We start from the raw sequence: 24,298 nt of genomic DNA, 5'->3' as shown, positions 1-24,298 counted from the left end.
CGTTGACCTCGTCCGGGCCGGCACCTGCTCAGTGATGGCCCAAGCGTGCCATCAGGTATGGACGGCCGAGATCGGGGACCGCATCCCGCAGGATGGCGCGGGCGCGTTCGTGCTCGATCGGTGCGCTGAAGGGCAGGGTCGACACCCCGAGTCCGGCGGCGACCAGGGAGCCTGCGGAGAGTGCCTCGCCGGCATGGAGCCAGTCCTGTCTCTGATCACCCGGACCGTGCAGCACGACGAACGTTGCGGCCCGGTCGTGCCCGTCCTGGGTGGCGGGCAGGCTCTGGTGATCGGGGGCGCCGACGATGCGGTCGCCGCCGGCCCACAGCGCCAGTTCCGACTGCCATTGCCTGCCGGCCGATTCGAGGCCGTCGGCGTGGGCCGTCGCCACGGCCAGGCCCAGGATCTGGTCCGGTCGTAACACGGCGAGGCGTACGTGCTGGGACTCGAAGGCGGCACAGATGGTGCTCAGTTGCTCGGGGGTGATCCGGCGGCCGGTGACGGGACGGCGGTCGGTGTGACGCAGTTCGATGATGCGCGCCAGATCGGCGGTGCCGGGGCTCACCGGTGCGGGGCCGTCGATGTGAAGCCGCGCGAGATGGGCCGGCTCGGTGAGGTCGGGCAGACGGGTCGTGGTCACCCGCCAGCCGCCCGCGGCCAGAGTCAGACGGGCGTGGTGCAGCGCGGCGCCGCAGCCGATCGTGGCGAGCCGCCCGTCGGGGGCCGGGAGCCCGGGCGACGACTCGATGTGCAGGAACAGGTCCAGGACGCCGTTGGTCACCTTCCATCGCCACGGCCGGGCGTCGTGAGCGGAGGGAGCCTGCTGGGCGGCGACGATGGCCCGGTGGAAGATGTCGTTCGTGATGTGCCGCCCGACCGGGCGTACCGATGTCATCGGACTGTTCGAGCGGGTGTTCTCATCGGCGTTCCCGTCGTCCGGGACCAACGCAGGCGCGGGTCCGGCCCGGCGAGACGGGCGAGACGAGGTCCACCGAGGTCGGTGAGGGCGCGGGCTCCAGCCCGCACGCCGACCGGGGTCAGCGCCCGGAGGCCAGGGCCGCCGGTTCACCCTCAAGGGTACGCGCTCCGCTCAGAACCGCTGGTTGGTCGCCATCGGCGAGGCTCCCCGGTTTGATGATCATGAAATTTGGGTAGCGGTCATCCATCTGGGTCATCGGTCGGGCGAGCGGTCAGCAGTCCACATCGCCGGCGCTTATGCCGCAAGGGTGTGCGGCGCCACAGGAGTCCTGATCTCATCCGCTATCGCGCGGTCCAGGGCGACCAGACTTCACCGTGCTGATTCACCAGATCACCGATGCGGGTCACTCCCGCTTTATGGAGAGGCGTCATCATGACCCGAATCGCCGAAGCCGGGAGCGTTTCCACATCAGAGGAGGCGGTACGCCTGCGGCTGGACCCGCATCCTTCCCGGGCCACCGTGCTGGACGGGGCCTGGTGGCCCCGCTCGACGGACGTGGCCGTCGAGCTCCCCAACCTGGTGTCGGCGCTTGCCGGGCTCCGGGGCCAGATCACGCACGCGCTGCTGAACAGCGCCGAATGGGATCTTCCGCATCATCGCCGGGCAGCCAACGGCAGCCAGCCGGTGCGGCTCGGCTGGTACACGGCCCAGCCGGCCGGGCTGCTCACCATCATCACGGAGTTCGGGCACGACCGCTTCGATCTGCTGGTCGTCCCGCCCGACACCAGCCGGGCATCGGCCGAGGCCGCGCTGGCTGCCGCGGCGGACGGCGCCGACAAGCGCCACGCGCCCGAACTGCTCGCCGACATCGAGCACGACGGCTGATCCTCGACGGGAAGGAGCAGCGCGTCGACGGCTCGGGACCGTCAGGCGAGAGGAGGGGAGGCTGCTCCCCTCTCCCGGAAGTGGTGGCTCTGCAACAGCAACGGACGCCGCCGTCCCGGTTTCACGGGTGGGCCGGTGTCGTGCGGTTGGTGGTCTGGCCGGCCGATCGCGGTCGGCGTACCGGGGTCCTGTTGTTCCCGGCGCGGTAAGGGTGGCGTGGAGGCCGGATTGTCGCTTCCCTGCCGTCCGGAGACTTCGGGGGCCTGACCGTCGGCTTTCTCGGCAGGTTGACCAGGACTCACGCTGAACGCCTGCTCTCCGCCGAATCGGGCGGCCGGCCGGCCTCCGCCGGCGTGTCGACGACGGCCGCGGATCGGGGCGCCGGGTTGGTACGGGTGGTGGTCACCGTCATCGAGCTGGCTCACTTTCTTCCGGGGTGACTTCGGCCGGTTCCGTCCCCGGCGGTTCATGGTCCGGGGTGGGCTCGCCGCCGGGGTGGCTGAACAGGTAGCGGATGGCGGTGTTGAGGACCGCGAGCAGCGGTACGGCGACCAGCCCACCGACGATGCCGGCGACGACCACGCCGACGGCGATGGCCAGGATCACGGCGAGCGGGTGCAGGGCGACGGCACGTCCCATGATCAGCGGCTGCAGGATGTGGCCCTCGATCTGCTGGACGGCGATGACCACGCCCAGCACGATCAGCGCCTTCACCGGACCGACGGTGACCAGAGCGACCAGGACCGCCACCGTGCCGGACAGGGTGGCGCCGATGACCGGGATGAACGCGCTGAGGAAGACCAGCGCGGCCAGCGGCAGGGCGAGCGGGACGCGCAGTATCGCGAGACCGACGCCGATGCCGACGGCGTCCACGAAGGCGACCAGCACGGTGGCGCGCACGTAGGAGACCAGGGTGTGCCAGGAGTAGTGCCCGGCCCGGGCGGTGGGGATCCGGGCGGCCCGCGGCAGCATCCGGCACACGAACGTCCAGATCTGCCCACCGTCGCGCAGATAGAAGAAGAGCGTGAACAGCGCGAGCAGGAACCCGGCCACGACCTCGCCGAGTGTGGTGGCGGTGTTCAGAGCGCCGGAGGTCAGCGCGCCCTGGTTGTCGGTGATCGCCGTCCGCAGACGCTCGAGACCGTCACTGAGCTGGCTCTGAGACAGATGCAGCGGGCCCTGCGCCAGCCACCCCTGCACCTCGGCGAGACCCTCACCGACCTGCGTGCTCAGATCGTCCAGCTGCGAGATGACCGTCTGCACGATCAGGGTGAGACCCCCGAAGACCACGACCAGACCGCCGACGAGTACGAGTCCGGCGGCGAGTGACCGGTTCATCCCCCGTCGGCGCAGGCCGGCCGACAACGGTTCGAAGAGCGCGGCCACCAGGAGCGCGATCGCGATCGGGACGATCACGATCTGCAGCCGGCTGACGACCTGGATCAACAGATACGCGGCAGCGACGAACAGGATGATCCGCCACGCCCACGCGCCGGCGACGCGTACGCCGCGGGGTAGGCCATCATCCACTGACGGGGTCTGCTCCACCAGCACGACCGAGGCCTCGCCGAGTGCCGGATCCGCGGTGAACGGCGGTGGTGTCCAGCCCTGCCGGGCGACGGCGAGGCGGTCCTGGGTCCGCTTACGGGCGGTGTCGACCCACACCGACGGCATCTCAGACCGTCCTGCGCCTGGCGGCGAGCCGGGCCGGGTCGGGCCAGCGGACGTCGTGGGCCCAGCCGAGCTTCTCGAAGATCCAGATGAGACGGGCGGCGGGGTCGATCTGGCCGCGCAGGACGCCGTGCCGGGCGCCGGTGGGGTCGGCGTGGTGGCTGTTGTGCCAGCTCTCACCGAACGACAGGATCGCCAGCGGCCAGAAGTTGGTGGCTTTGTCCTTGCTGTTGAACGGGCGTTCGCCGACGACGTGACAGATCGAGTTGACCGACCAGGTGACGTGGTGCAGCAGGGCCATCCGGACCAGCCCGGCCCAGAAGAACGCGGTCAGCGCTCCCGTCCAGGTGCCGGTGACCAGTCCGCCGATCACCGCGGGCAGCAGCAGCGACAGCGCGATCAGGGGCAGGAACAAACGGTCGATCACGCGGATGCCGCGGTCGGCGAGCAGGTCCGGCGCGAAGCGGGCCCTGTTGGTGACCTCGGGATTGAGGAACCAGCCGCAATGGGCGTACCACAGGCCCTTGGCCAGGGCGCGGACGCCGGTGCCGTACCGCCAGGGGGAATGGGGGTCGCCTTCACGATCGGTGAAGGCGTGGTGCCGCCGGTGATCGGAGACCCAGGTCGTCGGGGGTCCTTCGACGGCTAGGGATCCGGCTACCGCCAGAGCGAGGCGCAGGGGCCGTTTGGCTTTGAACGAGCCGTGGGTGAGGTGGCGGTGGAATCCGACCGTGACGCCGGCGACCGCGATCAGATACCCGATGATCGCCATGGTGGCGTCGAGCGCGGAGAGCCCCCACCCCCAGGCGATCGGCACGGCGGCGAACAGTGCGACGAACGGGGCCACCACGAAGACCCAGAGCATGGCGACGGCCGCCGGTGATTGAGGCTCCTCGATCATCGGCTTGGGGCCGGGAAGAGTGGTGATGACGGATGTGCTCATGGGTCGACTCCTGGAATCCTGCCGGCCGACGTGCATCGTGCGGACAGAGGTGTTTGCGGCGGGAGAAATGAGGCCGCAGGAGTCTGGACGGCCGCCGGGACCACGTGGGCGCCACGGGCTACGGCATTGAACCTGATGAGCATGGGGTACCCCGCTGCACCCTCGGCAAACGGGCGCCGCTCAGGTGCGGGTGGTCCGGGCGGTGCTCGAGGCGGAGGAACACCGTCCGGTTCATTGCTCGCATCCGTCCGTTTACCGCTCCGCGGATGGGGTAGCCGGGGACCTCCGTCACCGGTTCTTCGTCGGCGGGAGTCGAAGGAACCTCCGAACTTTCCTCGAAGAGAGGAGTCCTGTGGGCCGCCGCCAGAGGGGGACCGGCGGCCCACAGGACGGCCTTTCGGCACACGACTGAAATGCTCGGGTACGGATCCGCATCCGATGTGGATGCCGGTCGCTCTCAGCCGGCACTGGAGTGCGGCAGAGCTTGAATCTCCCGCCTGTACGCGTAAGGATCTGCGTGATCCGCTAGGGGTAGGGTGATCCGACTTACGCGTCGGTTGCTGGTCCGGAAGGATATCGTCCTGTTTCAGATGAATCTGCAGGAAGCCGTCAACAAGTATGCCCGGTCGCTTGAGGTGCCGCAGAGGTTGATTCAGCTTCATCCAAGAACACCCGGCAATGCGGGCAACTTCTCGGCTTTGCCGCCGGCAGTGGTGTTGGGCGTGATCGCAGCATTCGAAGGATTCGTCGAGGAATTCCTGGCGCTCTCCCTGCACGCTCGCGGGTACGGGCTCGCGCAGATCGCCAAACGAGTGTCGATCAACAACCCAACGGTCGCTGACTTTCAGAAGAAGGCTGAGAACGAGTTTCCCGGTCTGAGCAGATCAGTGGCCGCATCGCCTCCGTTGCAGGTCTGGAACATCCCAGGCGTCGGCGGACGGCCGAGCACGGAGACCATTGACTGGGTGAAGGTCCTCCAGCGAGCTGACGGCTGGATGGAGGTCCGTCATTGCCTGACCCATGGCCTGGTCTCCGGCTGGCGCACCGAAGTCTGGCCCGGGCCGCTCCGTGGAGTTACGCACGCCAGCAGCGTGTTGCGGGCGAAGGCGGGAGGAAAGCATTCGATCGGCCTGATCGGGGCCATCTCCTGCGCACGCATTTACGCTTATGGTGCCCGGCGAATATCGGACCAGGTGGCGACCGCCTTGGGTGAGACTCTGGATTGGTCGAACGTGCCAGACTTCCCGCTGAAGGCTGCTACGAGCTGACTTGTGCATGCCAAGCCTGCAAGGAAGATGCGCGGGACCACTCGGCAGTTGCCTTTGAGTCAGAAGGCCGCACCGGGGCTCACCTCCGCGAGCGAACTCTGCGACAGCGGCGGCCGCCCCGGCCCGGCGGCGTCCGGGCCCGCAGCGAGGGCTCCGGGGTGCCGTCCAGTTTCTCGGCCGGCGAAGAACAGGCCGGGCACGTTCACCGACTCCCACGCCTCGGTCTGCGCCGGGGAAGCGGTCGTTGATGGACAGCTCCGGCCGGCACGACTCGTCGAAGACGGACGCGTCGAAACGGAAGCCCGTACACGCCAGGACCCGGTCGTAGTGCAGCTCCTTTGAACGGCAGCTCCGGATCGTCGCTGAGCAGCGAGTCAGAACTCAGAGATTCTTCAGTGTCGCTGGGTGGGCATGCGACGAGTAAGCCGATCGCTTAGGATTCGCCTTCGTCAATTGCAACGGGGGACAGTTTCAGTGACGGTCTGGCGAAGCCATGCCCGTAAGTTCATCGCCGCGGTCGCCGCGGCAGCTCTAGCAGGGACAGGAGTCCACCTCGCGGTGGCCTCGCGATCCGGCGCCGCGGAAACGGTCGAAGCCGCCCCGGCACCCGTGACGCCCACACCGCCCACACCGCCTCCCGCCCGGGTCGGCCACTCCGTCCCGCCGGCCGCGAAGCCCGCGTTCGTCGCGGCGGCACGCGAGGTCGTGGGGGACAACAGGAAGGCCGTACACGCCGTAGCGGGCGAGAACTACCAGGCCAAGGACGTCGTCGTCGACAGCACCGGGGCCCGGCACGTCCGCTTCGACCGCACCTGGAACGGCCTGCCCGTGCTCGGCGGTGACTTCGTCGTGCACACCACCGACGCGGGCGAGTTCGCCGGCGCCACGGTGGCCCAGGACGCGGCCGTCGACGTCTCCCGCACGCCCACGGTGGCGAAGCGCGACGCGATCGCCACGGCAGCAGAAGAGCTGACCGGGCCGGCGCAGGCGCAGCTGGTCGTCGACGCCCACCAGGGCCGGCCGGCGCTGGCGTGGAAGGTGACGATCGCGGACCACCTCGTCGTGATCGTTGACGCCACCACCGGCCGTACGCGGCGCACGTACGACCTGATCAAGGGCGCTGAGACCGGCACCGGGCACGGGTATTACAACGGCGAGGTCAAGCTCGCCACCACCCGTACCGCGGATGGCTCCTTCACTCTCATCGACCCGGACCGGGGAGGCAACACCACCCGGGACGCCCTGAACGTCCCCGACCGGCCGACGGAGGCCAGCTCCCGGGCGTTCACCGACGCTGACGACATCTGGGGCGACGGCACGACGGCCGACCGGGCGACCGCGGCCGCCGACGTGCACTACGGCCTGGCCCGGACCTGGGACTACTTCAAGGACACCTTCGGTCGCGAAGGCATCAACGGCGACGGCAAGGGAATCACCGCGTACGTCCACCGCGACGTCAACTGGGCCAACGCGTCCTGGAGCGACACCTGCCTCTGCATGACGTTCGGCGACGGTAACGCCGCCCGTAAGTCGTACACCTCGCTCGACACCGTCGCGCACGAGATGACGCACGGGCTCAACTTCCGCACCGCCGACCTCGTCTACGAGGGCGAGTCCGGGGGTCTCAACGAGGCCACCAGCGACATCTTCGGCACCCTGGTCGAGTTCTACGCGAACAACCCGACCGACAGGCCGGACTACCTGGTCAGTGAGCTGAGCGGTCCGCAACCGCTGCGCTGGATGGACGAGCCCACCCGCGACCGCAAGTCATTGTCGTGCTGGAGCCCGTCGGTCAAGGACGTCGACGTGCACTACTCGTCCGGTGTGGCCAACAAGTTCTTCTACAACCTCGCCGTCGGCAGCGGCTCGACGCGGTGGGGCACCAGCTCCCCGTGCGGCGGGGCGGCACCGGTGACCGGCATCGGCAACGACGCTGCCGGCGCCATCTGGTACCGCGCCCTGACCACGTACATGGTGTCGAGCACCGACTTCGCCGGGGCGCGGCAGGCAACGCTGCAGGCGGCGGCCGACCTGTACGGTCCGGACAGCGCCCAGCGGTCCGCTGTGCAGGCCGCGTGGCTCGCGGTCGGCGTCGACGGCTCCGGCACCGTGCCACCGTCGGACACCGCACCCGTCATCGACCCGGTGGCGTTCACCCCGGCCCACCTCGGCACGCCGGTGCAGCAGCAGCTGACCGGCCGCGACCCGCAGGGCCAGGCCATCCTCTGGTCGGCGGAGGAACTGCCGCCCGGCCTGACGATCTCGCCGGAGGGCCTGATCAGCGGCGTGCCGACGATCAAGGGCATGTCGACGGTACGGATCCACGCCAGCGACCCGGACGGCAACCGGACCAGCGCGGCGGCGGCACTCTGGTACGTCACGGGACCGCCGACCGTGGCAGGGCTGCTGCCCGGCTCGCGGACCTTCAACGTCGGTGTCGAGGCCTCGCTCGTGGTGCGGTTCGAGGACTACCCCGACCACAACGCTCTGGGCCAGACCGAGACGGTGACCGTGGAGACCACCGGGCTGCCCGACGGCATGACCGCCACCGCCACCGTCGACGACACCTTCGAGTGGATGACCAAGGTGACCGTGGCGGGCACGCCGAGCACCGCCGGCACCGGGACGATCCGCTTCACCGCGACCGATCCCGCCGGCGAGACGGCGACCTTCGACGTGCCGTACACCGTCGGGCCGCCGATGGCACCCGCGACGCCGGTCGCGTACGTGTACTCCGGCGAGGTCAGCGGAACCGCGACCGTGACGTGGGTCTCGCCGGCCGCCGGAAGCCCCCCGGTCACCGGCTACGTCGTCAAGGTCACGCCCGGGACGGAGCAGGTGCTGCCGGCGACGGCCCGGACGGTCAACCTGACCGGTCTCGACCCCGCGCAGGCGTACGAGATCAGTGTTCGTGCCCGTGGCACCGTGATCGACAGTGCCGAGAAGACACTGACGATGAAGCCGGCCCACCTGACGCTGTCACCGCCGTCGGCAACCGTCGATCACGCGGGCCCGGTCACGTTCACCGGCACGGTCACGGGTCCGCCCGCGACGGGCCGGGTCTACCTGGAGCAGAAGGCGGCCACCTCGTCTGCCTGGACGCGGGTCTCCCTGGTTCCGGCGGATGCGGCGGGGGCCTGGAGCCTCACGGTGAACCCCACCGTGACGACGGCCTACCGGGTGTCGTACCCGGCGGGTGCGATCGGCTGGTGGCCCGCAACGTCGGCCGTATCGACGGTCACGGTCCGGCATGCCGTCACGGTCACGCCCAGCAGCCTGTCCGCCAAGGCCGGGAGCACGGTCACGTTCACCGGCAAGGTCAGCCCGGCGACGGCCGGGGTGAAGGCGAACCTGCAGCACTACGTCAACAACCAGTGGGTGACGCTGCAGAGCGCCACGATCGCGGGTGACGGGTCGTATTCGATCCGCCGGTCCTTCACCGTCGGCAAGGTGAGACTGCGCGTGGCTACCAGCGGCGGCAACACCAACGCCGTCGGCGTCACCCCTGCCGTGACGCTGACGATCACCTAAGGGAACCAAAGGCCGACCGGTTCCTCAAGTTACTTGACGATGAACCGGTCGGCGCTCCTTTGGGCGTGACGGCTTGCTCCATTTTCCATCCGCAACTGCAGTTGGCTGGTGAGCATCCCAGGTACGTGATCTCAGCGAGTAGCGGCCAGATACCGGTACTCGAAATGGATGAGGCGCCGGCTACAACGGACCCCGGCTGGCGTTCCTGCTCACCACCGCCCCGTGAAGATCCTGGTCAGGATGCGTTCCGACCGGGTCCTGCGTCGGCCTGCACCATCCCGGGCGTCGGGCACGACCGGACGGTCGCCTCGGCACGGCGGCGAGTTCATCCTCGGCGGCCCTGCCAGGTGGGGTGAGCCCGACGCGGCTACCACGACCGACACCCGCCTCTACGGCACCGCATCCGCTCAAACCGGGCGCCGGCTGCATCCGCGTCTGGCCCACCGCACCGCCTGGATCAGCCAAGACGGGCAATCGGCGGGCCCGTCGGACTGGTCGAGGCGGTTGCTGTCGTGGAGTCAGTACGCTGCGGGGAGGGCCAGAGGGCTGTCCACCCAGGCAATGGTCCCTGGCTCCGGGTAGTGCCTCATGCTCCATGACTCCCTGGGATCCTGTGTCCGCCTCGAACCGTCCTGCCCGCCTCGCGGCATGTGCGTACGCACCTGTTGCCCGCAGTACCGCTTCTGGCATTGACGTCAGAGAACCGTGCCAGCGGGTGACATGAACGCGTCGGCGTACTCTTCGTCCCAGAGGAACGAAGGCAATCTTTAGCCGATCATCCACTTTCTCCTGGCCTCGCTTGATCCTAAAGTTCCGTGGTGAAAAGCGAGCGATGGAGGCATCTGTGGCAAGTGCCGTCAAAGTCGAGATGCCAAACGGTCAGGTCATCTGGGCTCGTGTGGAAACCGGGGCGTCGGACGTCGCGATGACCGACGCCGTCAAGCGGCTCGATGTCGACGAACTCAAATCCTCGATCCATGCTGTCTCAGCGGCCGTTCGGACGGCTGCCGAAGATCTCACACCCGATACTGTCACTGTCGAGTTCGGTCTCGAGCTCGCGCTGAAGGCCGGCAAGCTGGTCAGTGTGCTGGCCGAGGCCAGCGGCAAGGCCAGCCTGCGCGTCAGCATGTCCTGGTCGGCGTCGTCCCCATCGGCTGAAGTGCCGGCCGGGTCATCCGGCGACGATGACTGACGAGTCCCGGCATGCCTAACGCCAGGCAGAACCTCGCCGTGCTGCTGGAGAGTGTGGTCGTGCAAATCAGCGGTCACGGCGGTGCGGGTAGCGGCGTGTGGATAGCTCCGGGACGGGTGCTGACTTGTGCACACGTAACCGGTGGAGGGCCAGCTGACGTGCTGTGGGGTGGCGGTCGCTATCCGGCGTCGGTGCTCGAGACAGTGCCAGCGTTTGGCGGTGAGGATCTCTGGCCCTTTCCCGATCTAGCCTTGCTGGCCGTGGCCGACGCCCCGGATCACCCGTGCGCCTGGCTCAGCGACCGCCCGGTCTCGCTGCACACCGATTTGCTGGCGTACGGATATCCGGCGCTCTATGGCGAAGGCCGCCCGGGCCGGACCTCGATCTCGGGCCGTCACCGAGGAACCTCCGACCTCCTGGGCGGCACCTTCGTCCGGTTCACCGACGACGAGGTGGCCGCGGGGATGTCAGGTGGCCCGGTGCTGGACCTCCGGACGGGCGCGGTCTGCGGTCTGGTCAAGAGCACGCGGAAGGCCGGGACTGCATTGGGTGGCCTCGTCATTCCCCTGAACGGTATGCGGGCGTTCCCGGCCGAGTTGTGGCGCGACGTATGGCGTGCGCACGATCGTGCGCACGCGGATGGAGCCTGGGCCCGGGCCCGCCAGGAACTGGCCGAGCCTACTGCCGGAAAGCCGATCGGCCCGGCGCTCTCTCCGTCGGACGAGGTGGCGTTGCTCGAGCTGCTGGCGTCAATTCCCGTTCCGGGTGATCTTGGTGAGGTGTTCCGGCGTGCGCTCTACCGCCCGGCGATCCGTCCGGATGATCTAGTCCCGCTTGATGTCCGCGACCTAATGTACGAACTGGCCGAACGTACTCTGCGACCCGGCGAGCTGTTCGGACCGGTCCGTCTTGCGGCAGATCTGGGGTCGACTGCGTCCGGAGCGATGGGCGAGCGGCTGCGGGTCTGGGCGGCCGTCGTTGCGGCGAAGCTCGGCCAAGGCTCCGAGTTGGATGAGTGGCGGGCGAGGACACCCCTGGCGTCGGACGACGAGCCCGTCATAGTGGTGCAGCTGGAACCGGACGCGCTCAGGCCTGACCGCTATCGTCTGACAATCTGGGTCCACGAGGGCGACGTGACGAGCAAACTGTACCTCGACGACCACGCCGTCTACTCCGCTGCGGACGCGCGGGCCGAGGTCTCCCGTCACCTGACCGAGCAGCTTCGTCGGCTGCACGGCCGAGGCACTGTCGAGTTCGTGCTCCCGACCGAACTGTTCGATGAGGACTTCGAGGAGTTGGGGACGCGCCGCCGGTCGCGTCTAGGCAGGACTAACCCGGTCGTGATCCGCGATCTTGAGCGACTGCAGGACCCGGCTTCCTGGCACGAGTGGGAGCTTCGCTGGAAGCAGCTCAAGGCCGGTACGGCGAGCACCGAGTGGCTCGACTGTACCGATCGCAGCCATCCGGATCAGCTTGACGGGCGCATCCGTGGTCACGAGCGGATCGGCGTCATGGCCCTCACCCGGCGTCTGCAGGGCTCGACCCAGGAGGCGCTGGAGGTGGCATTGGGGGCCGGAGTCCCGGCCGCGGTCTGGCGGCGAGACGGCTGCTCTGAGCACACCACAGCGCAGCCTGGGAATGCGTGCGTCGGCGGCCGGTTCCGTGACGACTTCGAACGGCGACGGTCGGAACATCCGCACGAACCGCTGCCACGTCTGGTGAAGAAGCTGCGTAACGACGCTGCGGCCGCACCGGACAGCGACGAATGCCGCAACGTCGTGCTGCTGTGGGACAGCCCCGAACGGCTCCCGGAGCCGTTCGTGCCCCTGACCGAGCCGTAGTCCCTAGGAGCGCCGTGATCGACTGGTACATCTTTCGTGGTACTGCCGAGCCGCACGAATGGGTGCTGCCCGAGCCGCCCCCATGGCGTCGGTTCGCCGGGGAACCGGCGCTTCCTGTTCCGGCCGAGGACGACGGGGGCTCCCGACTGACCGACCTCGAGCGGGCGCGGGCCTACCAGACGTCCCCCGCGGAACTCGAGCTGATCAACGTGGCCCTTTTCCTCCGGCGGCCGCTGCTGATCACCGGCCGACCCGGAACCGGGAAGTCCACGCTCGCGTACGCCGTCGCGCGGGAACTGGGCCTAGGTCCGGTGCTGCGCTGGCCGATCACCAGCCGCTCGTCAATCCAGGAGGGGCTCTATAGGTACGACGCGATCGGCCGCCTGCAGGACGCGAATCTGGCTCACCAGCAACAGCGCGAACCGGCCGACATCGGGCAATATCTGCAGCTCGGGCCGCTGGGGACCGCCCTGCTCCCGTATGAGCGGCCGCGGGTCCTGCTGATCGACGAGGTCGACAAGAGCGACATCGACCTGCCCAATGACTTGCTGAATGTCTTCGAGGAAGGAGAGTTCACGATCCCCGAACTGGTCCGGCAGGGAGACGCCGGAATCGGCGTCCGGGTGTCCGGAGGCAGCGGCCCGGTCACCGTCTCCGGCGGAGTCATCCGCACCCGCGCCTTTCCCCTGATCATCATGACCAGCAACGGCGAGCGTGACTTTCCCCCCGCGTTCCTGCGCCGATGCGTCCGGCTGGAGCTGACCGCGCCGACCCCGGAGCGGCTTGCCAGGATCGTGGAGGCTCATCTCGGCGCTGATCTGGCCCGCGACTCCGCGGACGTGGTCCAGCAGTTCCTGAACCGGCGTGACGGCGGCGATCTGGCGACCGATCAGCTGCTCAATGCGGTCTTCCTGACCAGCCAGACACCCCCGGATCAGAAGGCTCGTCTGACTGACGTGCTGATGCGGTACCTCGGCACGAATGGTTGAAACGATGGAGACCGTCCGGCTCCTCGACGCTCTGGCCGCGGCGGGTCTCGACCCGACTCCGATCGAGATCGCCGAAGCGATCTGGCTCAGCCGGCACATCTCCTCCGTCGCTGCGCCGTCGGAGGAGAGCCCCGACTCGATGGCGGTTAACAGCGACCGCACGGCCTCCTCACCCGTGCCGCGGGGCGACGCGGGCATGCGGCCCGATCCGGAGGAGGACTATGCCGGGGCTGAGGAGCCGGGGTGCGAGCGGCCGATACGCGTCGCCTCGACCCGCACCGAGTCCACCGGCACGACAGACGCTCTGGTGGTCCGGGTCCCGGAACCTGCCGCGCTGCCGTCCGCCCTTGCGCTGCACCGGGCGCTCCGCCCGCTCAAGCGGCGCTACCCGGCACCGCACGGTGTGGTGGTGAACGAGGAGGCCAGTGCGCACCGGGTCGCCGAGACCGGGATCTGGTCCTTGGTCCTCGAACGGGCGCCAGAACGCTGGTTCGATGTTGCGCTGGTAGTCGACAGCGCGGTGTCGATGACCGTGTGGGAACCTGCGGTTCGCGACTTGCATCGCGCGCTGCGGCAATTCGGCGGCTTCCGCGACGTACGCCGTTGGAAGCTCGTAGACGGTCAGACCGTTGGCATTCAGGCCCACGACGCGACCGACTCGCCTGACACCCGGCCGCCCAGCGAGCTTCTCGACCCGGCCGGGCGCCGGGTCTTCGTGGTTGTGACCGACGCCTCCGCGAGTATGTGGCGGGGAATCGCGGCCGACGAAATGCTCTCGCGCTGGGCCCACAACGGACCACTGCTTGTCGTACAACCGCTACCGGAAAGGCTGTGGCATCGCACCGCGCTGCCGACCCGGCGCGGCACGTTTCACGCGCTCACCCCCGGCGCGCCGACCAGCCGCCTCCATTTCGCCGAGCGCCGGCGCAGAACGCGGCACGACACGGGCACGAACGTCGCTGTGCCGGTGGTCGAGCTATCTGCGGACTGGCTGGCGACATGGGCCAGCATGGTCATGGCTTCTACAGCGTCCGGGGTACCGCTCGTGGCCGCTCGTCTCGGCCCGCGCCCGTCTTCACGCCCGATCGAGGAGCCGACTATCGAGGCGGAGGTCGTCGTCCGGCGATTTCGGGCGACGGCGTCGCCGTCCGCGTTCCGACTTGCGACGTACCTGTCCGCCGCGCCGGTGGACCTGGATGTGATGCGTCTCGTCCAACGCATTTTCCTGCCGTCTTCGGGTCCGAGCGACCTCGCCGAGGTTCTGCTCGGTGGTCTGCTCGAGCGCCTCCCGCAGGTTGCCGCGCACCCGGCGCCACACTTCGCCTTCCGTCCTGGTGTCCAGGACCTTTTGCTCGATGACCTCCGGATCTCGGAAAGCCGGGACATCCTGCGTGTGGTCGGCGCGTTCATCGCGGAGCGCAGCGGTCGGCCCGGGCGCACCTTCGCCGGGGTGACCGATTCCGCCGGAGTCGGCTCCGAGATGGCGGCGGCCGAAGTCTTCGCGTGGCTGACTGACGAGGCCGCGGCCCGTTTGGGCGTACCGGGTCGGGTGTCGATGATTCCGGCGCCGTCGCCGAAGTCAGCTAGATCGCCGCGACGCAGAGCGCTGTTGATGGGCGCCGAAACGTTCGGGCTGGCAAGCACCAACCAGAGCATGGCACTGATCGCCGACGCGCTCGCCGCTCATGGATTCGGTACGATTTCGCGGACCAGCGACCGCGCGACCCGTGCTGAGATCTTCGACGCGCTGGACCAGTTGGTCAACGATACGGTGCCAGGCGATGCGGTTTTTGTGTACTTCAACGGCCGCGGCGGTCGCATGATCAGCGGTGTCGGGCAATCGGCGAGGCTGGTTCATTTCATTGTGCCAGCCGACTTCGAGGCGTCGGACCTCGACGGCATCACCGACGACGAGCTGAATACCATCCTGATTCGGCTGAGCGAGCTGACGACTAACGTCACCGTGGTATTCGACTGCAGCCATGCCCCGCACCGTTCCCAGGATTCGGACCGCCAGGTGCTCGCCCTGCCTGGGTTGTCGTCTCCGGCACCAGCCGGAGGCGACGACTCAGGTTTTCCCGGTGCGGGACTGCCGCACGTGGTGCGGCTCTCGGCCACCGGTCCTGATCAACCCGCCTACGAATACCGTAACGCTGCTGGACGGCGGGTCAGCCTGTTCAGCGAGGCACTGGCGACCGCGCTGATCGAGGCGCAAGGTCTGCCGGTGAGCTGGGCGACCGTCATCGAGCGCGTTCGCACTCACGTTATGACCGTGGCGCCACTTCAGCATCCGCAGGCGGAAGGACCGACCCGGCGGCAGATTTTTAAGGCCACCGAGGTCGAGCCCCACGTCGTGCTTCCGGTCGTAGTGGTCAGCGGTGAGCGAGTCGAGCTCCCCGGCGGACCACTGTTCGGGGTGCAGGTGGGGGACAGCTTCGCGATCATGGCAGCCGAGGAGACGACCGTGATCGGGGAGGCGCTGGTTTTCGCGCTCGGGCCGACGGTGGCCCTGGCCACGGTGCAACTCCGGCCTCCATGGACGAGTGTGCCCGCTGGTGCGCTGGCCCACCGCACCCGTGCCGCCCTCGCTGCGGTGACGGTGTCGGTGCCCCACCCCGATCCCCGAACCGACGATCTCGTGGCGGCGATCGAGCAAAGTCGACTGATCCGTTTGGCCGAGCCTGGGGAGGTCTTCGATCTGCGGGTTAGCGTAGACGACGCCGATCAGCTGGTCGTGCATGATCAGGTCGGCCCGTTGCACGAGCCTCACCAGCCGACACAGTCAGAAATCCGCCGCATCATCACCGATATGGAGACGGTGGCTCGGGCTAAGGTGCTGCGCGGCCTTTCGGAGATCCCCCCTTCCGGTTCCCGTACGCCAGTAACCCTCGAGTGGGGCCGCGTGACCAAGGGCGAACGAGAGCGCTTAGCCAGCTCCGGCGCACTCGTCCACGCTGGCGAGAAGATTTACATCAGCGCTCGCAACCTCGGCGACGAGCCGGTCTATCTCTCGTTGATCGACATCGGCGTACTTTCCAAAATTACGGTGGTGACGTCGTCCGAGTACAGTGGCATCCGCCTGGCTCCTGGCGCGGAGTACATCTTCGGCAGGCGGGGAAGTAGCCTGATCGGCGCGGAACTGACCTGGCCCGATCGTCTGCCCAGGAAACGGCCCCGGTCGGAGACACTTCTCGCACTGATCACCGCCGCACCGCACAACGTCGGCTATCTGCAACAGGGCGGGGTACGCGATGCTCACCCTCGCCCCGGTTCGCCGCTGGAGCGAATCTTCTCTCAGGTCGGCAGCGGCGGCAGCCGGGACGCGACACCGGAGGTCTTTGAACGGCCAGATCAATACGACATCCGAGCGATCGACTTCACCTTGTCACCTCAGCCACCAACCGTCTTCGCGGGCACCGCCCAGCCGATCATGACGCCTAACGCGATCCGCACACTCTGCGTCCAAATCCGTTCCCGGAGCGCAGTTGCCGGTCCGCCAAATGACAGTCCGGAGGTCGACGACCAGCTGGTCGACCGGATCATGTCCGACGTCGCCGAGTATCGTCGACGGTTCCCGACGACCCAGGCTCCGGTGCCGCCGGACGAGCTGCTGAGTCTACTGCCGCTCATGGGCTGGCTGATCTACGAGGCATCGCTCGACCAACTGTGGAACGTTCCGGCCCAGTTTGAGGAACCCAGAGCCGACGTGGACCGCATCCGTCGGCTGGCGAACGCCGCGCGCGGACTGATATGGCCGGAATACGCACCACGAGCTTTAGGCGCGATCCGGGTGGAGGCGCTGACCGAGTCCAAACGAGATTCCGCGGACGGCTACGACAAAGCATGGTCGCTTCACCAGGAGGCTGCCGAGATGTATCGAGCTTTCAAGGACTCCCTGGCAGGCGTGCAAAATGGCGACAGGTTCCTGCTCGCGCTCGACGAGGTCTTCCTCCAGTTGGCGCTCGCCGAGACCGGTTCTGCCTGCCGCGCCGCGGAGCGAGTGCTGGGCCGTTGGTTCGAGGAGTTCCAACAAAGCGAGGCTGAGGCCGAGCGTCGGGAGAGCGAACGCTGGACGCAACGACTGTTCTACCAGCTCACCGCGGGCATCGCGAGCGGTGAGCTGGCACTCGGCAAGGCCTTAGCGATTAAGACCGAGGCAGGCTTCGTCAACAGAGTGACCGAGGACCGCATGACGCTGCCAACCGCGTTGCGCAACCCGGCCATCATGACCTGCCGGGCCATCCTGCTCGCCTACTCGCTCTGCCCCGAGATGGAAAGGCTGCGCCGAGTTCCTCCGGACGGATCCGCGTCGTGGGCCGGCTTTCAGGCTGTATTGCTCGCTCGATTCGACAGGGCATTCGCGTTGTTGCTGGAGCCAGTTCAGAAGGCCGATGGGACCGATTGGCCGATGAACGCCGACCACCGCCGCACGCTGGTGCAGATCTGCCTGCACCTCGGGCTAGTCGCGCCCGGTTACCGGCTCGCCCAGACCGTGGCGGTCGACGAATCGTTGACCCTGCGAACAGTCAACGACGACACTGTCGAGCGGCTGTCTGCCTGGCTCGCCACTAGATTCGACGGCAAGACCCGAGGCGACGCCAACGTCATCGGGTCCGCCTCGAAGCCCGACTTCATCAGATCGGTGGAGGCCTGCCGTCAGAACCCCGAAGGTACCGCGAGCTACCGGGCGTGGCGGCTGCGATGGCCTGTTCTCGACCGATACGCCTTCTCCGGGGAAAGCAGAGCGAACCTGTTCCGCGTCTTGGGGCCGACAGACACTCTCTAGACACTTTTCGGGTTGGGGGTCTGGCGTAGGTCCACTGTGAGGCTTGCGGGTGATCGTCTCAGCGGGTGGGTGTCGGTTCTGCTGATCCGTATGCGATACGGCGATGGCGGCGGCGTTGACCAGGCGGAACGGGTACGACGAGAGCGAGTGCGGCGGCAAGCGGCGCAGATGTTCGCTAAGGGCAAATCGGCGGTCGAGGTCGCCGCGAGGCTGGAGGTCTCGACGAAGTCGGCCTACCAGTGGCGGCGAGCCTGGGCTGCCGGTGGCGCGCAGGCGCTGGCCTCGAAAGGGCTGTCGGGGCCGGACCCGAAGTGTCGGGCGAGCAGTTGGGACGGCTGAAGGTCCGGCTCGAGCAGGGTCCGGCGGCGGCCGGGTACGGCGAGGACCAGCGCTGGACGCTGGCCCGGGTGGTGGCGTTGATCGCGACGATGTTTTATCTGCGAGTCTCGGTCACCACGGCGTGGCAGGCGATGCAGCGGGCTGGGCTATACCCCGCAGCTGCCGATCCATCGCGCGATCGAGCGGGACGAGGCCGCGATCGCCCGGTGGCGGCGGTATCAGTGGCCGGCGGTAAAAGAGTCGCCGCACGCAGGTCCGCCTGGATCGTGTTCGCCGACGAATGCGGCCAGACGCTGAGAGCTCACAGGGCCACCACCTGGGCGCCGAAGGGTGTCACCCCGGTGGTGAAGGTGACCGCCAAAGGCACCGTCCGGGTCTCGGTGGCCGGGTTATGCTTGCTACCGGCCCGGTGAACGCTCCCGGCTGATCTACTGCACCCTGCTCTACCGCTGTCGTAAGGGTGAGTTCCCCCGCTTTAACGGAGCGGTTGATCTTCCCCGGGTTCCGTGGAGCCGTGACAGCTGGTTCTATGCGACCGACAGGGCGGTGTGGAGCCTTCATATTCGTTAGGTGTGAGCATGCCCAGGGAGCTGTGGCGGCGTTGCCGGTTGTGGAAGATCTCGAGGCAGTCGAAGATCGCGTTGGCGAGTTCGATGCGGGTCTTCCACTTCTTACGGTGCAGCAGTTCGGTCTGCATGCGGCCCCAGAACGACTCCATCATGCCGTTGTCGTAGCAGTCGCCGATCGTGCCCATCGAGGGCACCAGGCCGGACGCGCGGGCCCGTTCGGTGAAGGCCCAAGAGGTGAATTGCACGCCGTGGTCGGAGTGGATCACGGTGGCGTCGGGGCGGCGGTTGCTGATGGCCATACTCAGTGCGTTCGTGACCAGAGCCGAGGTCTGAGAGGCGTCGATGGACCAGCCGACGACCCGGCGGGAGAACGAGTCGAGTACGACCGCGCAGTAGACCTTGCCCTCGCGAGTGGGATGCTCGGTGATGTCGGTGACCCACAACAGATCCCGGGCCGCGCGGTTGAACTGGCGGTTGACCAGGTCACTGGCGGTGGGAGTCTCACGCAGCGGCCTGCGGAACCGGTGCGTGGGCAGGCCCTTGATTCCGGCGCGGCGCATCAGCATTTCGACCGCGTTGTGTCCGACGATGATGCCTTGGCCGAGGCGGAGTTCAGCATGAACCCGTCCCGCGCCGTAGGTGCCGCGGGAAGCCGCGTGGACCGCGCGAATTCTCTCGGTCAGCCACGCATGGCGCAGCGAGCGAGCTGATGGCGGCCGGCTGCGCCAGGCGTAGTAGCCCGACACTGACACGTCCAGCACCCGGCAGCACAGGTCGACGGAGAACCCTTCAGCGGCCAGGGTTTTGATGGCCGCGTACCGGGCTTTTGGGGGCACCGCCTCCTTCAGCAGCTCCGCGGCACGGCGATGGATCGCCAGTTCGGCTTCAAGTTCAGCGATACGCCGGCGGGCCTTGCTCAGTTCGGCCAGGTCGGTGGACGTCACGCCGGGCAGTTCGCCGTTGTCGATCGCTTCCTGCCGGCGCCAGACATAGATGGTCTGACCACTGATCTGCAGGTCGTTGGCGAGTTGGGTGACGGTCCTGCCGGCTTTCAGCAGGTCGAGGACCTTACGTCGGAACTCGGGTGGATAGCTTCTCGGCACGAATCTCCTCCAGGAGCGACCGAGCATAGAAGATCAGGCATGTCGACTCCGCGGAACCCGGGGAAGATCAGATCGGGCCGACAACGAGTACCTGCTCGCAAGCCTTACACCCGAGGACATGCTCTATGTTGTGCTCACCAACACCGACCACCAGGCCGGGAGCCGGATCAAGTACACGCTGCAGATCAGACCGGTCTGAACCGGGCGCCTCGGCAGGCGCGCACACGATCATGGGCGGCGTGCGTCCTGGGTGACGCCGATCAGGGACATCGCCTCTGACATCGGCACTGGGCGGCGTGAGGCCGCGCTGATGTCCTTGCCCTCTCTCGTCCACAGCGGCGGCAACACACTGATGGCCTGATCAAGGCGACATGCTTCCACCTGGCGTACCCATTCCGGCCACCGCAGATCCCGGTAGAAGTCAGTCGTCCTGCCCCCGAGCATGGCGGCGAGCCAACCGGCGTAGCCCATCTCGCAGTCTTCCCAGCTCAACGTGGCCGGGGTGAGACACCAGATCGTCGGTTCGCCGCCGGGATTCGACATCCAGGCGAATTGGCGTCGTCACCTGCACACGCAGCAGCTCCTCATCGGCGCGCTGAGGGTCGCCGGCGAGAATGACAGCGGGATTCGGCGCCGCCGTCACGGCCGCCTCGATCTCGGGGCGCGCGGGATCATCCAGCTCGATCAGCTCGGTCAGGGAACGCACAACGGCACCGTACGCCTCGCGGTCATCCCTCGGAGCCGTCACCGCGACGTGTCCTGCGGTATCGGATGTATCGCATGGTCCACAGCGGTATGAGCACCACCCACACGAGGGCGATGAGACGGCCCGCGCCGTCGTTCAGGGTCACGTTGGCGATGAAGCACAGAACACCGAAGACCGCGGCCAGCCAGTAGTAGGGCACGAGGGCCCGTTCCAACCTCGCCATGGCAACGTCCGCGCGCATGGTGGCGATTCCGTCACCCGTGGACATCGCCGGTGATCCCGGCGAGCGGGAAGGCTCAATCGGTGTCCACGGCGCAGTTCTTCTGCTGCCAGGCGCCGGCTGCCGGTGGTTCCACCCCGGCCGGGAGCCGGGTGGCGGCGTCTACCTTCGTGCAGGCGAGCTGAGCTGTGGTCAGACTCGACGCGCGGGCGCCGGTGAGGTCCGCGCCGGAGAGATCCGCACCCTTCAGGTCAGCGCCGGTGAAGTCCACGTTCCGGAGGTTCGCGCCCGAGAGATTCGCTGCCTGGAGCTCCGCCGAGTCCAGCACGACACCTTCCATGTCGGCCCCCCGGAGATCGACCCGGTTGAAGTACGAGTTCGTGAGGTCGGTGTTGCGCAGGTCCGCGCGGGGCAGCACCGAGTCGGTGAAGTTCGAGACCGACAGATCCACTCCACGGAAGTTGGCGCCCGGCAGGTTGAAGCGCTTCAGTCCCAGCAGCGTGGTGTTGCTGAAGTCCAGGGCGATGTGGTTGTCCGGATCCGGCCGGCGACCCAGAACCGTCATCGCGGCTCGCACATCGGGAGTCGCGGGCGGGATGGCCGGATCGTCGGTCCAGGGCGCGTGTGAGCGGACGAACGCGCACAGCACCTCGATCACCATGTTCTCGTCGGCCGGGAACTCCTTCATCAGCGCCTCGAGGGCATAAATCCCACCGAGTCGTACGCTCAGCTTGTCGTCCTCCTCTTGGCCGAGCTGGTCCACCGCCCGCACGAAGCGGTCCGCTCGCTGACCCTTGAGCGCCAGGTCCTGCTGCTCCTGCGCGACCTTCTGCTGCTGCGCCAGCTGACTCAGGTTGAAGTCGTTGGTCAGGATCAGGCCCACCCCGACGAGCAGGACGGAGAAGATCCCGGCGATCGCGGTGCCGCGCTCCCAGTAGTCCGACCGTGTCTCCGTCGAGCTCGAACCGCTGGTCCGGGCGGTACGCGACGACCTGAGCTGCCTACGGATGCGTTCCATTCAGTCTATTGAATACGCCGCGGTCCACACGCGATAGATGCTCGACCTCGCCGGGGAGCTGTGTGACCTGGTCAAGGCCAACCTCGGCACGTCCTGCAGTCCGCGACGGTGACGGTGATCGACCAGGTTCCGTCGGCGCCGAGCGGCAAGCTGCTCCGAACCCGGAGATCGGTAAACTGACAGGCCGGTGCCGGGTCGGGATGTGGTGGAGATGGTCGAGCAGCTCATTTCCCGGACGGACGCCGCTTACCAGCGATGGCTGGCCTCGGTCATCGACGACGTCGACGCCGATGTCTTGATGATGTACTGCCGGGAATCCCTGCCGGAGCGCAACACCACCTACGGGATCGGGGAGTGGCTCCCGGGCTACCTCATGGTCGGCCAGGAAGGCGATCGCGGATTCTTCCTCAGTTGCGACGGCGGCGGCCCCGTGTTCATGGGCGACCTGGGCAGCCGCGGCGAGGTCGACCTTCATGTCATCGCCCCCGGATTCGAGGCGTGGCTGCGCTCCGGATTCGCCCTGCCTCCCGAACCGGAGCCGGACCTGCCGCCGACGGGCGACGTCTATGTGAGCGGGATTCCCATCGAAGGACTTCAGCTGCTGGTACGGGCGAGGAAGCTGCTGCGCACGGAATGGCGGTTCGCGGATCTCCGGGCAATGCTCGCCGCCCAGCCGTTCCTGGCGGCGAGCTCAGCTCCCCTGTACAGACTGGGGCGCGAACTGGAAGACGTCCCCGAGCTGCGGCCTCACCTGTTCTACGCCACCGATCACGGACTGGAAGCGGTGTGGCCGACCAGGGAACCACGGCTTCGTCCCGGGCCGTGACCGCCACCGAGCCGGCCACGATCGACTCGGCGCACGTGTCAGCGGTTGACGCTCACGCCGGTGAACCGGGTGATCGCTCCGGCTACGGTCTGTGGGCTCTCGAGCATGGGCAGGTGGCCGGTGGCGAGGTGCTCCTCGGTGCCGGGGGCGAACACTCGAGCTGATCGCTGCTGAATCGCGAGTGGCAGCTCACGGTCGTGGCCCGTGAAGACGTATCCACGCCGGCCGGTCCAGGACTGGTGACTGGTCCTACCGCGGTACAGGCCGGGTGATTCGGCGACGAAGTCCTGGATGAGGCGATCGGCGATCGGGGCGTCGAGCCGGTCGGCGAGTCCCCGCCGGATCGCGGCGTCCGGCGGCCGGGTTCCGGCGACGCGCATCACCGCGCCGAGCACCCACCGGTTCGGCACGGGCATCGACGTGAGGAACGATCCTCCGGGCCGGGGGAGCACCGCCGTCACGGCCAGGAACGCGCTGACCCGATCCGGCGCGAGCCGGGCCACCTCCGTTCCGATCACGCCACCGGCCGAGTGCGCGACGATCGTGAACCGGCCCGCCGGCGCGGACCGGAGGGCGGCCTCGGCATAGTCACGCAGCCCGGTCGCGGCGCTGATCGCCGGCCGGGTGGCGACTCGCGTGTCGTACGACGGGCCCATGATCTTCCGGACGTCGGCCCAGATCCATGCCGGGAGGCCCGCGCCGCTGATGAAGAGAATCGCGTTGCTCATGACCTGATCGTCACTCACTGGCATGTCATGGGTATGTCACCATTTCCCGGTGAATCGCACCGACCGGCTCTACGCGCTCAGGGAGGAACTGCGGCGCGCCGGCCGGGCCGGTCGCACGGCCGAGCGCCTTGCCGAGGTCTTCGAGGTCAGCGCTCGGACGATCAAGCGGGACATTTCGACGCTGCAGCACGGCGGCTTTCCGGTGCGGGCACGGCCGGGGCCGGGCGGCGGGTATGTCGTCGACCGGGCCGCCACGCTGCCGCCGGTCAACTTCACCGACGCCGAGGTCGCGGGATTGGCCGCTGCCGTGGCGGCCCACCGGGGGCAGCCCTTCGACGGCCATGCCCGGGCCGCGCTGGCCAAGGCGCTCAGCGTCATGGACGGCCAGGCCCGCGACCGGGCGGCGCTGATGAACGACCGCGTGTGGATCGATCACACCGAGCCGCCGGGGGACGCCCGGATCCGGCGTGCGGTCGAGCGGGCTTTGCAGGAGCAGCGGGTCGTCGTGCTTCGCTACTCCGGCGAGGACGACTCGCTGCGCATCGATCCGGTGGTCGTAGCCCGTACCGCGGGAAATTGGTTTCTCGTCGGTCGTTGTCAGGCCCGGCTGGAGATCCGCTGGTTCCGCCTCGATCGCATCATCTCGGCGCATCTGACCAGCGATCCGTCGGCCGCCATCCCCGTCGAGGACATCGGTACGCCACCGGTGACGGCGAAGCCCGTCAGCGATCTCTGAGTCCGTCATCGTTGTAGGATTTGTCGGC

The 24,298-nt window shown here is 67.9% G+C and carries 20 protein-coding genes and 1 pseudogene; 12 read left to right on the top strand and 9 right to left on the bottom strand.

Annotated features, from left to right (window positions below):
• Positions 1-28: 28 nt before the first annotated feature.
• Complete coding sequence (locus CLV67_RS40070; RefSeq protein ID WP_106328198.1) at positions 29-895, bottom strand: nitroreductase family protein; 867 nt, start codon at positions 893-895, stop codon at positions 29-31.
• 456 nt (positions 896-1,351) lie between these two features.
• Between CLV67_RS40070 and CLV67_RS40065 the strand changes: the two genes are divergently transcribed.
• A complete protein-coding gene (locus tag CLV67_RS40065) occupies positions 1,352-1,804 on the top strand; it encodes a DUF5994 family protein (protein ID WP_106328196.1) in 453 nt (150 codons plus the stop codon).
• Positions 1,805-2,212: 408 nt separating this feature from the next.
• Here the strand turns inward: CLV67_RS40065 and CLV67_RS40060 are convergent, their stop codons facing one another.
• A complete protein-coding gene (locus CLV67_RS40060; RefSeq protein WP_106328194.1) occupies positions 2,213-3,478 on the bottom strand; it encodes an AI-2E family transporter in 1,266 nt (421 codons plus the stop codon).
• 1 nt (position 3,479) lies between these two features.
• Entirely contained in the window at positions 3,480-4,418 is a 939-nt protein-coding gene (locus tag CLV67_RS40055; protein ID WP_106328192.1) for an acyl-CoA desaturase, read from the bottom strand.
• A 590-nt stretch (positions 4,419-5,008) separates the two neighbouring features.
• On the opposite strand from CLV67_RS40055, the gene CLV67_RS40050 reads away from it, so the two are divergent.
• The 9 genes and pseudogenes from CLV67_RS40050 to CLV67_RS54855 all read left to right on the top strand — a co-directional run bounded on the left by CLV67_RS40050 (position 5,009) and on the right by CLV67_RS54855 (position 18,777).
• On the top strand, positions 5,009-5,686 hold the full coding sequence (locus tag CLV67_RS40050; protein ID WP_146169490.1) for a hypothetical protein: 678 nt from the start codon (positions 5,009-5,011) through the stop codon (positions 5,684-5,686).
• Positions 5,687-6,244: 558 nt separating this feature from the next.
• The gene (locus tag CLV67_RS40040) at positions 6,245-9,217 is read left to right on the top strand and encodes a M4 family metallopeptidase (RefSeq protein ID WP_170154192.1); all 2,973 of its coding nucleotides are present in this window, start codon (positions 6,245-6,247) and stop codon (positions 9,215-9,217) included.
• 175 nt (positions 9,218-9,392) lie between these two features.
• Positions 9,393-9,676 (top strand): annotated as a pseudogene (locus CLV67_RS54450) (transposase); the annotation flags it as partial.
• Between the two features lie 385 nt (positions 9,677-10,061).
• On the top strand, positions 10,062-10,409 hold the full coding sequence (locus tag CLV67_RS40030; protein WP_146169489.1) for a CU044_2847 family protein: 348 nt from the start codon (positions 10,062-10,064) through the stop codon (positions 10,407-10,409).
• An 11-nt stretch (positions 10,410-10,420) separates the two neighbouring features.
• Positions 10,421-12,250 carry a VMAP-C domain-containing protein gene (locus CLV67_RS40025; RefSeq protein WP_106328184.1) on the top strand — a complete coding sequence of 610 codons (1,830 nt, stop codon included), beginning with the start codon at positions 10,421-10,423 and terminating at the stop codon, positions 12,248-12,250.
• A 14-nt stretch (positions 12,251-12,264) separates the two neighbouring features.
• The gene (locus CLV67_RS40020) at positions 12,265-13,239 is read left to right on the top strand and encodes an AAA family ATPase (protein ID WP_106328182.1); all 975 of its coding nucleotides are present in this window, start codon (positions 12,265-12,267) and stop codon (positions 13,237-13,239) included.
• A 4-nt stretch (positions 13,240-13,243) separates the two neighbouring features.
• The gene (locus CLV67_RS40015; RefSeq protein WP_170154191.1) at positions 13,244-18,025 is read left to right on the top strand and encodes an SAV_2336 N-terminal domain-related protein; all 4,782 of its coding nucleotides are present in this window, start codon (positions 13,244-13,246) and stop codon (positions 18,023-18,025) included.
• A 90-nt stretch (positions 18,026-18,115) separates the two neighbouring features.
• Positions 18,116-18,364 (top strand): helix-turn-helix domain-containing protein, encoded by a 249-nt coding sequence (locus CLV67_RS53870; protein ID WP_275414882.1) that lies wholly within the window; start codon positions 18,116-18,118, stop codon positions 18,362-18,364.
• Positions 18,337-18,777 (top strand): winged helix-turn-helix domain-containing protein, encoded by a 441-nt coding sequence (locus CLV67_RS54855; RefSeq protein WP_428839495.1) that lies wholly within the window; start codon positions 18,337-18,339, stop codon positions 18,775-18,777. The genes CLV67_RS53870 and CLV67_RS54855 overlap by 28 nt, the downstream gene beginning before the upstream one ends.
• A gap of 62 nt (positions 18,778-18,839) precedes the next feature.
• Here the strand turns inward: CLV67_RS54855 and CLV67_RS40000 are convergent, their stop codons facing one another.
• The 5 genes from CLV67_RS40000 to CLV67_RS39985 form a co-directional block, all read right to left on the bottom strand.
• Positions 18,840-20,036: an IS3 family transposase gene (locus CLV67_RS40000; RefSeq protein WP_239166124.1), complete on the bottom strand. Its 1,197-nt coding sequence runs from the start codon at positions 20,034-20,036 to the stop codon at positions 18,840-18,842.
• 228 nt (positions 20,037-20,264) lie between these two features.
• A complete protein-coding gene (locus tag CLV67_RS54850; protein WP_373873129.1) occupies positions 20,265-20,507 on the bottom strand; it encodes a DUF2625 family protein in 243 nt (80 codons plus the stop codon).
• The gene (locus tag CLV67_RS53860; protein WP_239166116.1) at positions 20,458-20,742 is read right to left on the bottom strand and encodes a DUF2625 family protein; all 285 of its coding nucleotides are present in this window, start codon (positions 20,740-20,742) and stop codon (positions 20,458-20,460) included. The genes CLV67_RS54850 and CLV67_RS53860 overlap by 50 nt, the downstream gene beginning before the upstream one ends.
• A gap of 22 nt (positions 20,743-20,764) precedes the next feature.
• Positions 20,765-20,983 carry a hypothetical protein gene (locus CLV67_RS39990; RefSeq protein ID WP_146169487.1) on the bottom strand — a complete coding sequence of 73 codons (219 nt, stop codon included), beginning with the start codon at positions 20,981-20,983 and terminating at the stop codon, positions 20,765-20,767.
• Positions 20,984-21,038: 55 nt separating this feature from the next.
• Complete coding sequence (locus tag CLV67_RS39985) at positions 21,039-21,980, bottom strand: pentapeptide repeat-containing protein (protein ID WP_106328174.1); 942 nt, start codon at positions 21,978-21,980, stop codon at positions 21,039-21,041.
• A 211-nt stretch (positions 21,981-22,191) separates the two neighbouring features.
• On the opposite strand from CLV67_RS39985, the gene CLV67_RS39980 reads away from it, so the two are divergent.
• Positions 22,192-22,806, top strand: a complete 615-nt coding sequence (locus CLV67_RS39980) for a hypothetical protein (RefSeq protein WP_146169486.1) — start codon at positions 22,192-22,194, stop codon at positions 22,804-22,806.
• A gap of 38 nt (positions 22,807-22,844) precedes the next feature.
• On the opposite strand, the gene CLV67_RS39975 is transcribed toward CLV67_RS39980, so the two are convergent.
• Positions 22,845-23,534 (bottom strand): alpha/beta fold hydrolase, encoded by a 690-nt coding sequence (locus CLV67_RS39975; protein WP_170154190.1) that lies wholly within the window; start codon positions 23,532-23,534, stop codon positions 22,845-22,847.
• Positions 23,535-23,583: 49 nt separating this feature from the next.
• Here CLV67_RS39975 and CLV67_RS39970 point away from each other — a divergent pair, with 49 nt between their 5' ends.
• Positions 23,584-24,270, top strand: coding sequence for a helix-turn-helix transcriptional regulator (locus CLV67_RS39970; protein ID WP_106328168.1), 687 nt, complete (start codon positions 23,584-23,586; stop codon positions 24,268-24,270).
• Positions 24,271-24,298 lie beyond the last annotated feature (28 nt).

Origin of the sequence: Actinoplanes italicus, from assembly GCF_003001815.1 — a bacterium.
Taxonomy (GTDB): domain Bacteria; phylum Actinomycetota; class Actinomycetes; order Mycobacteriales; family Micromonosporaceae; genus Actinoplanes; species Actinoplanes italicus.
Note: the sequence above shows the minus strand (reverse complement) of the source record. Positions and strands in the feature narration are given on the sequence as shown.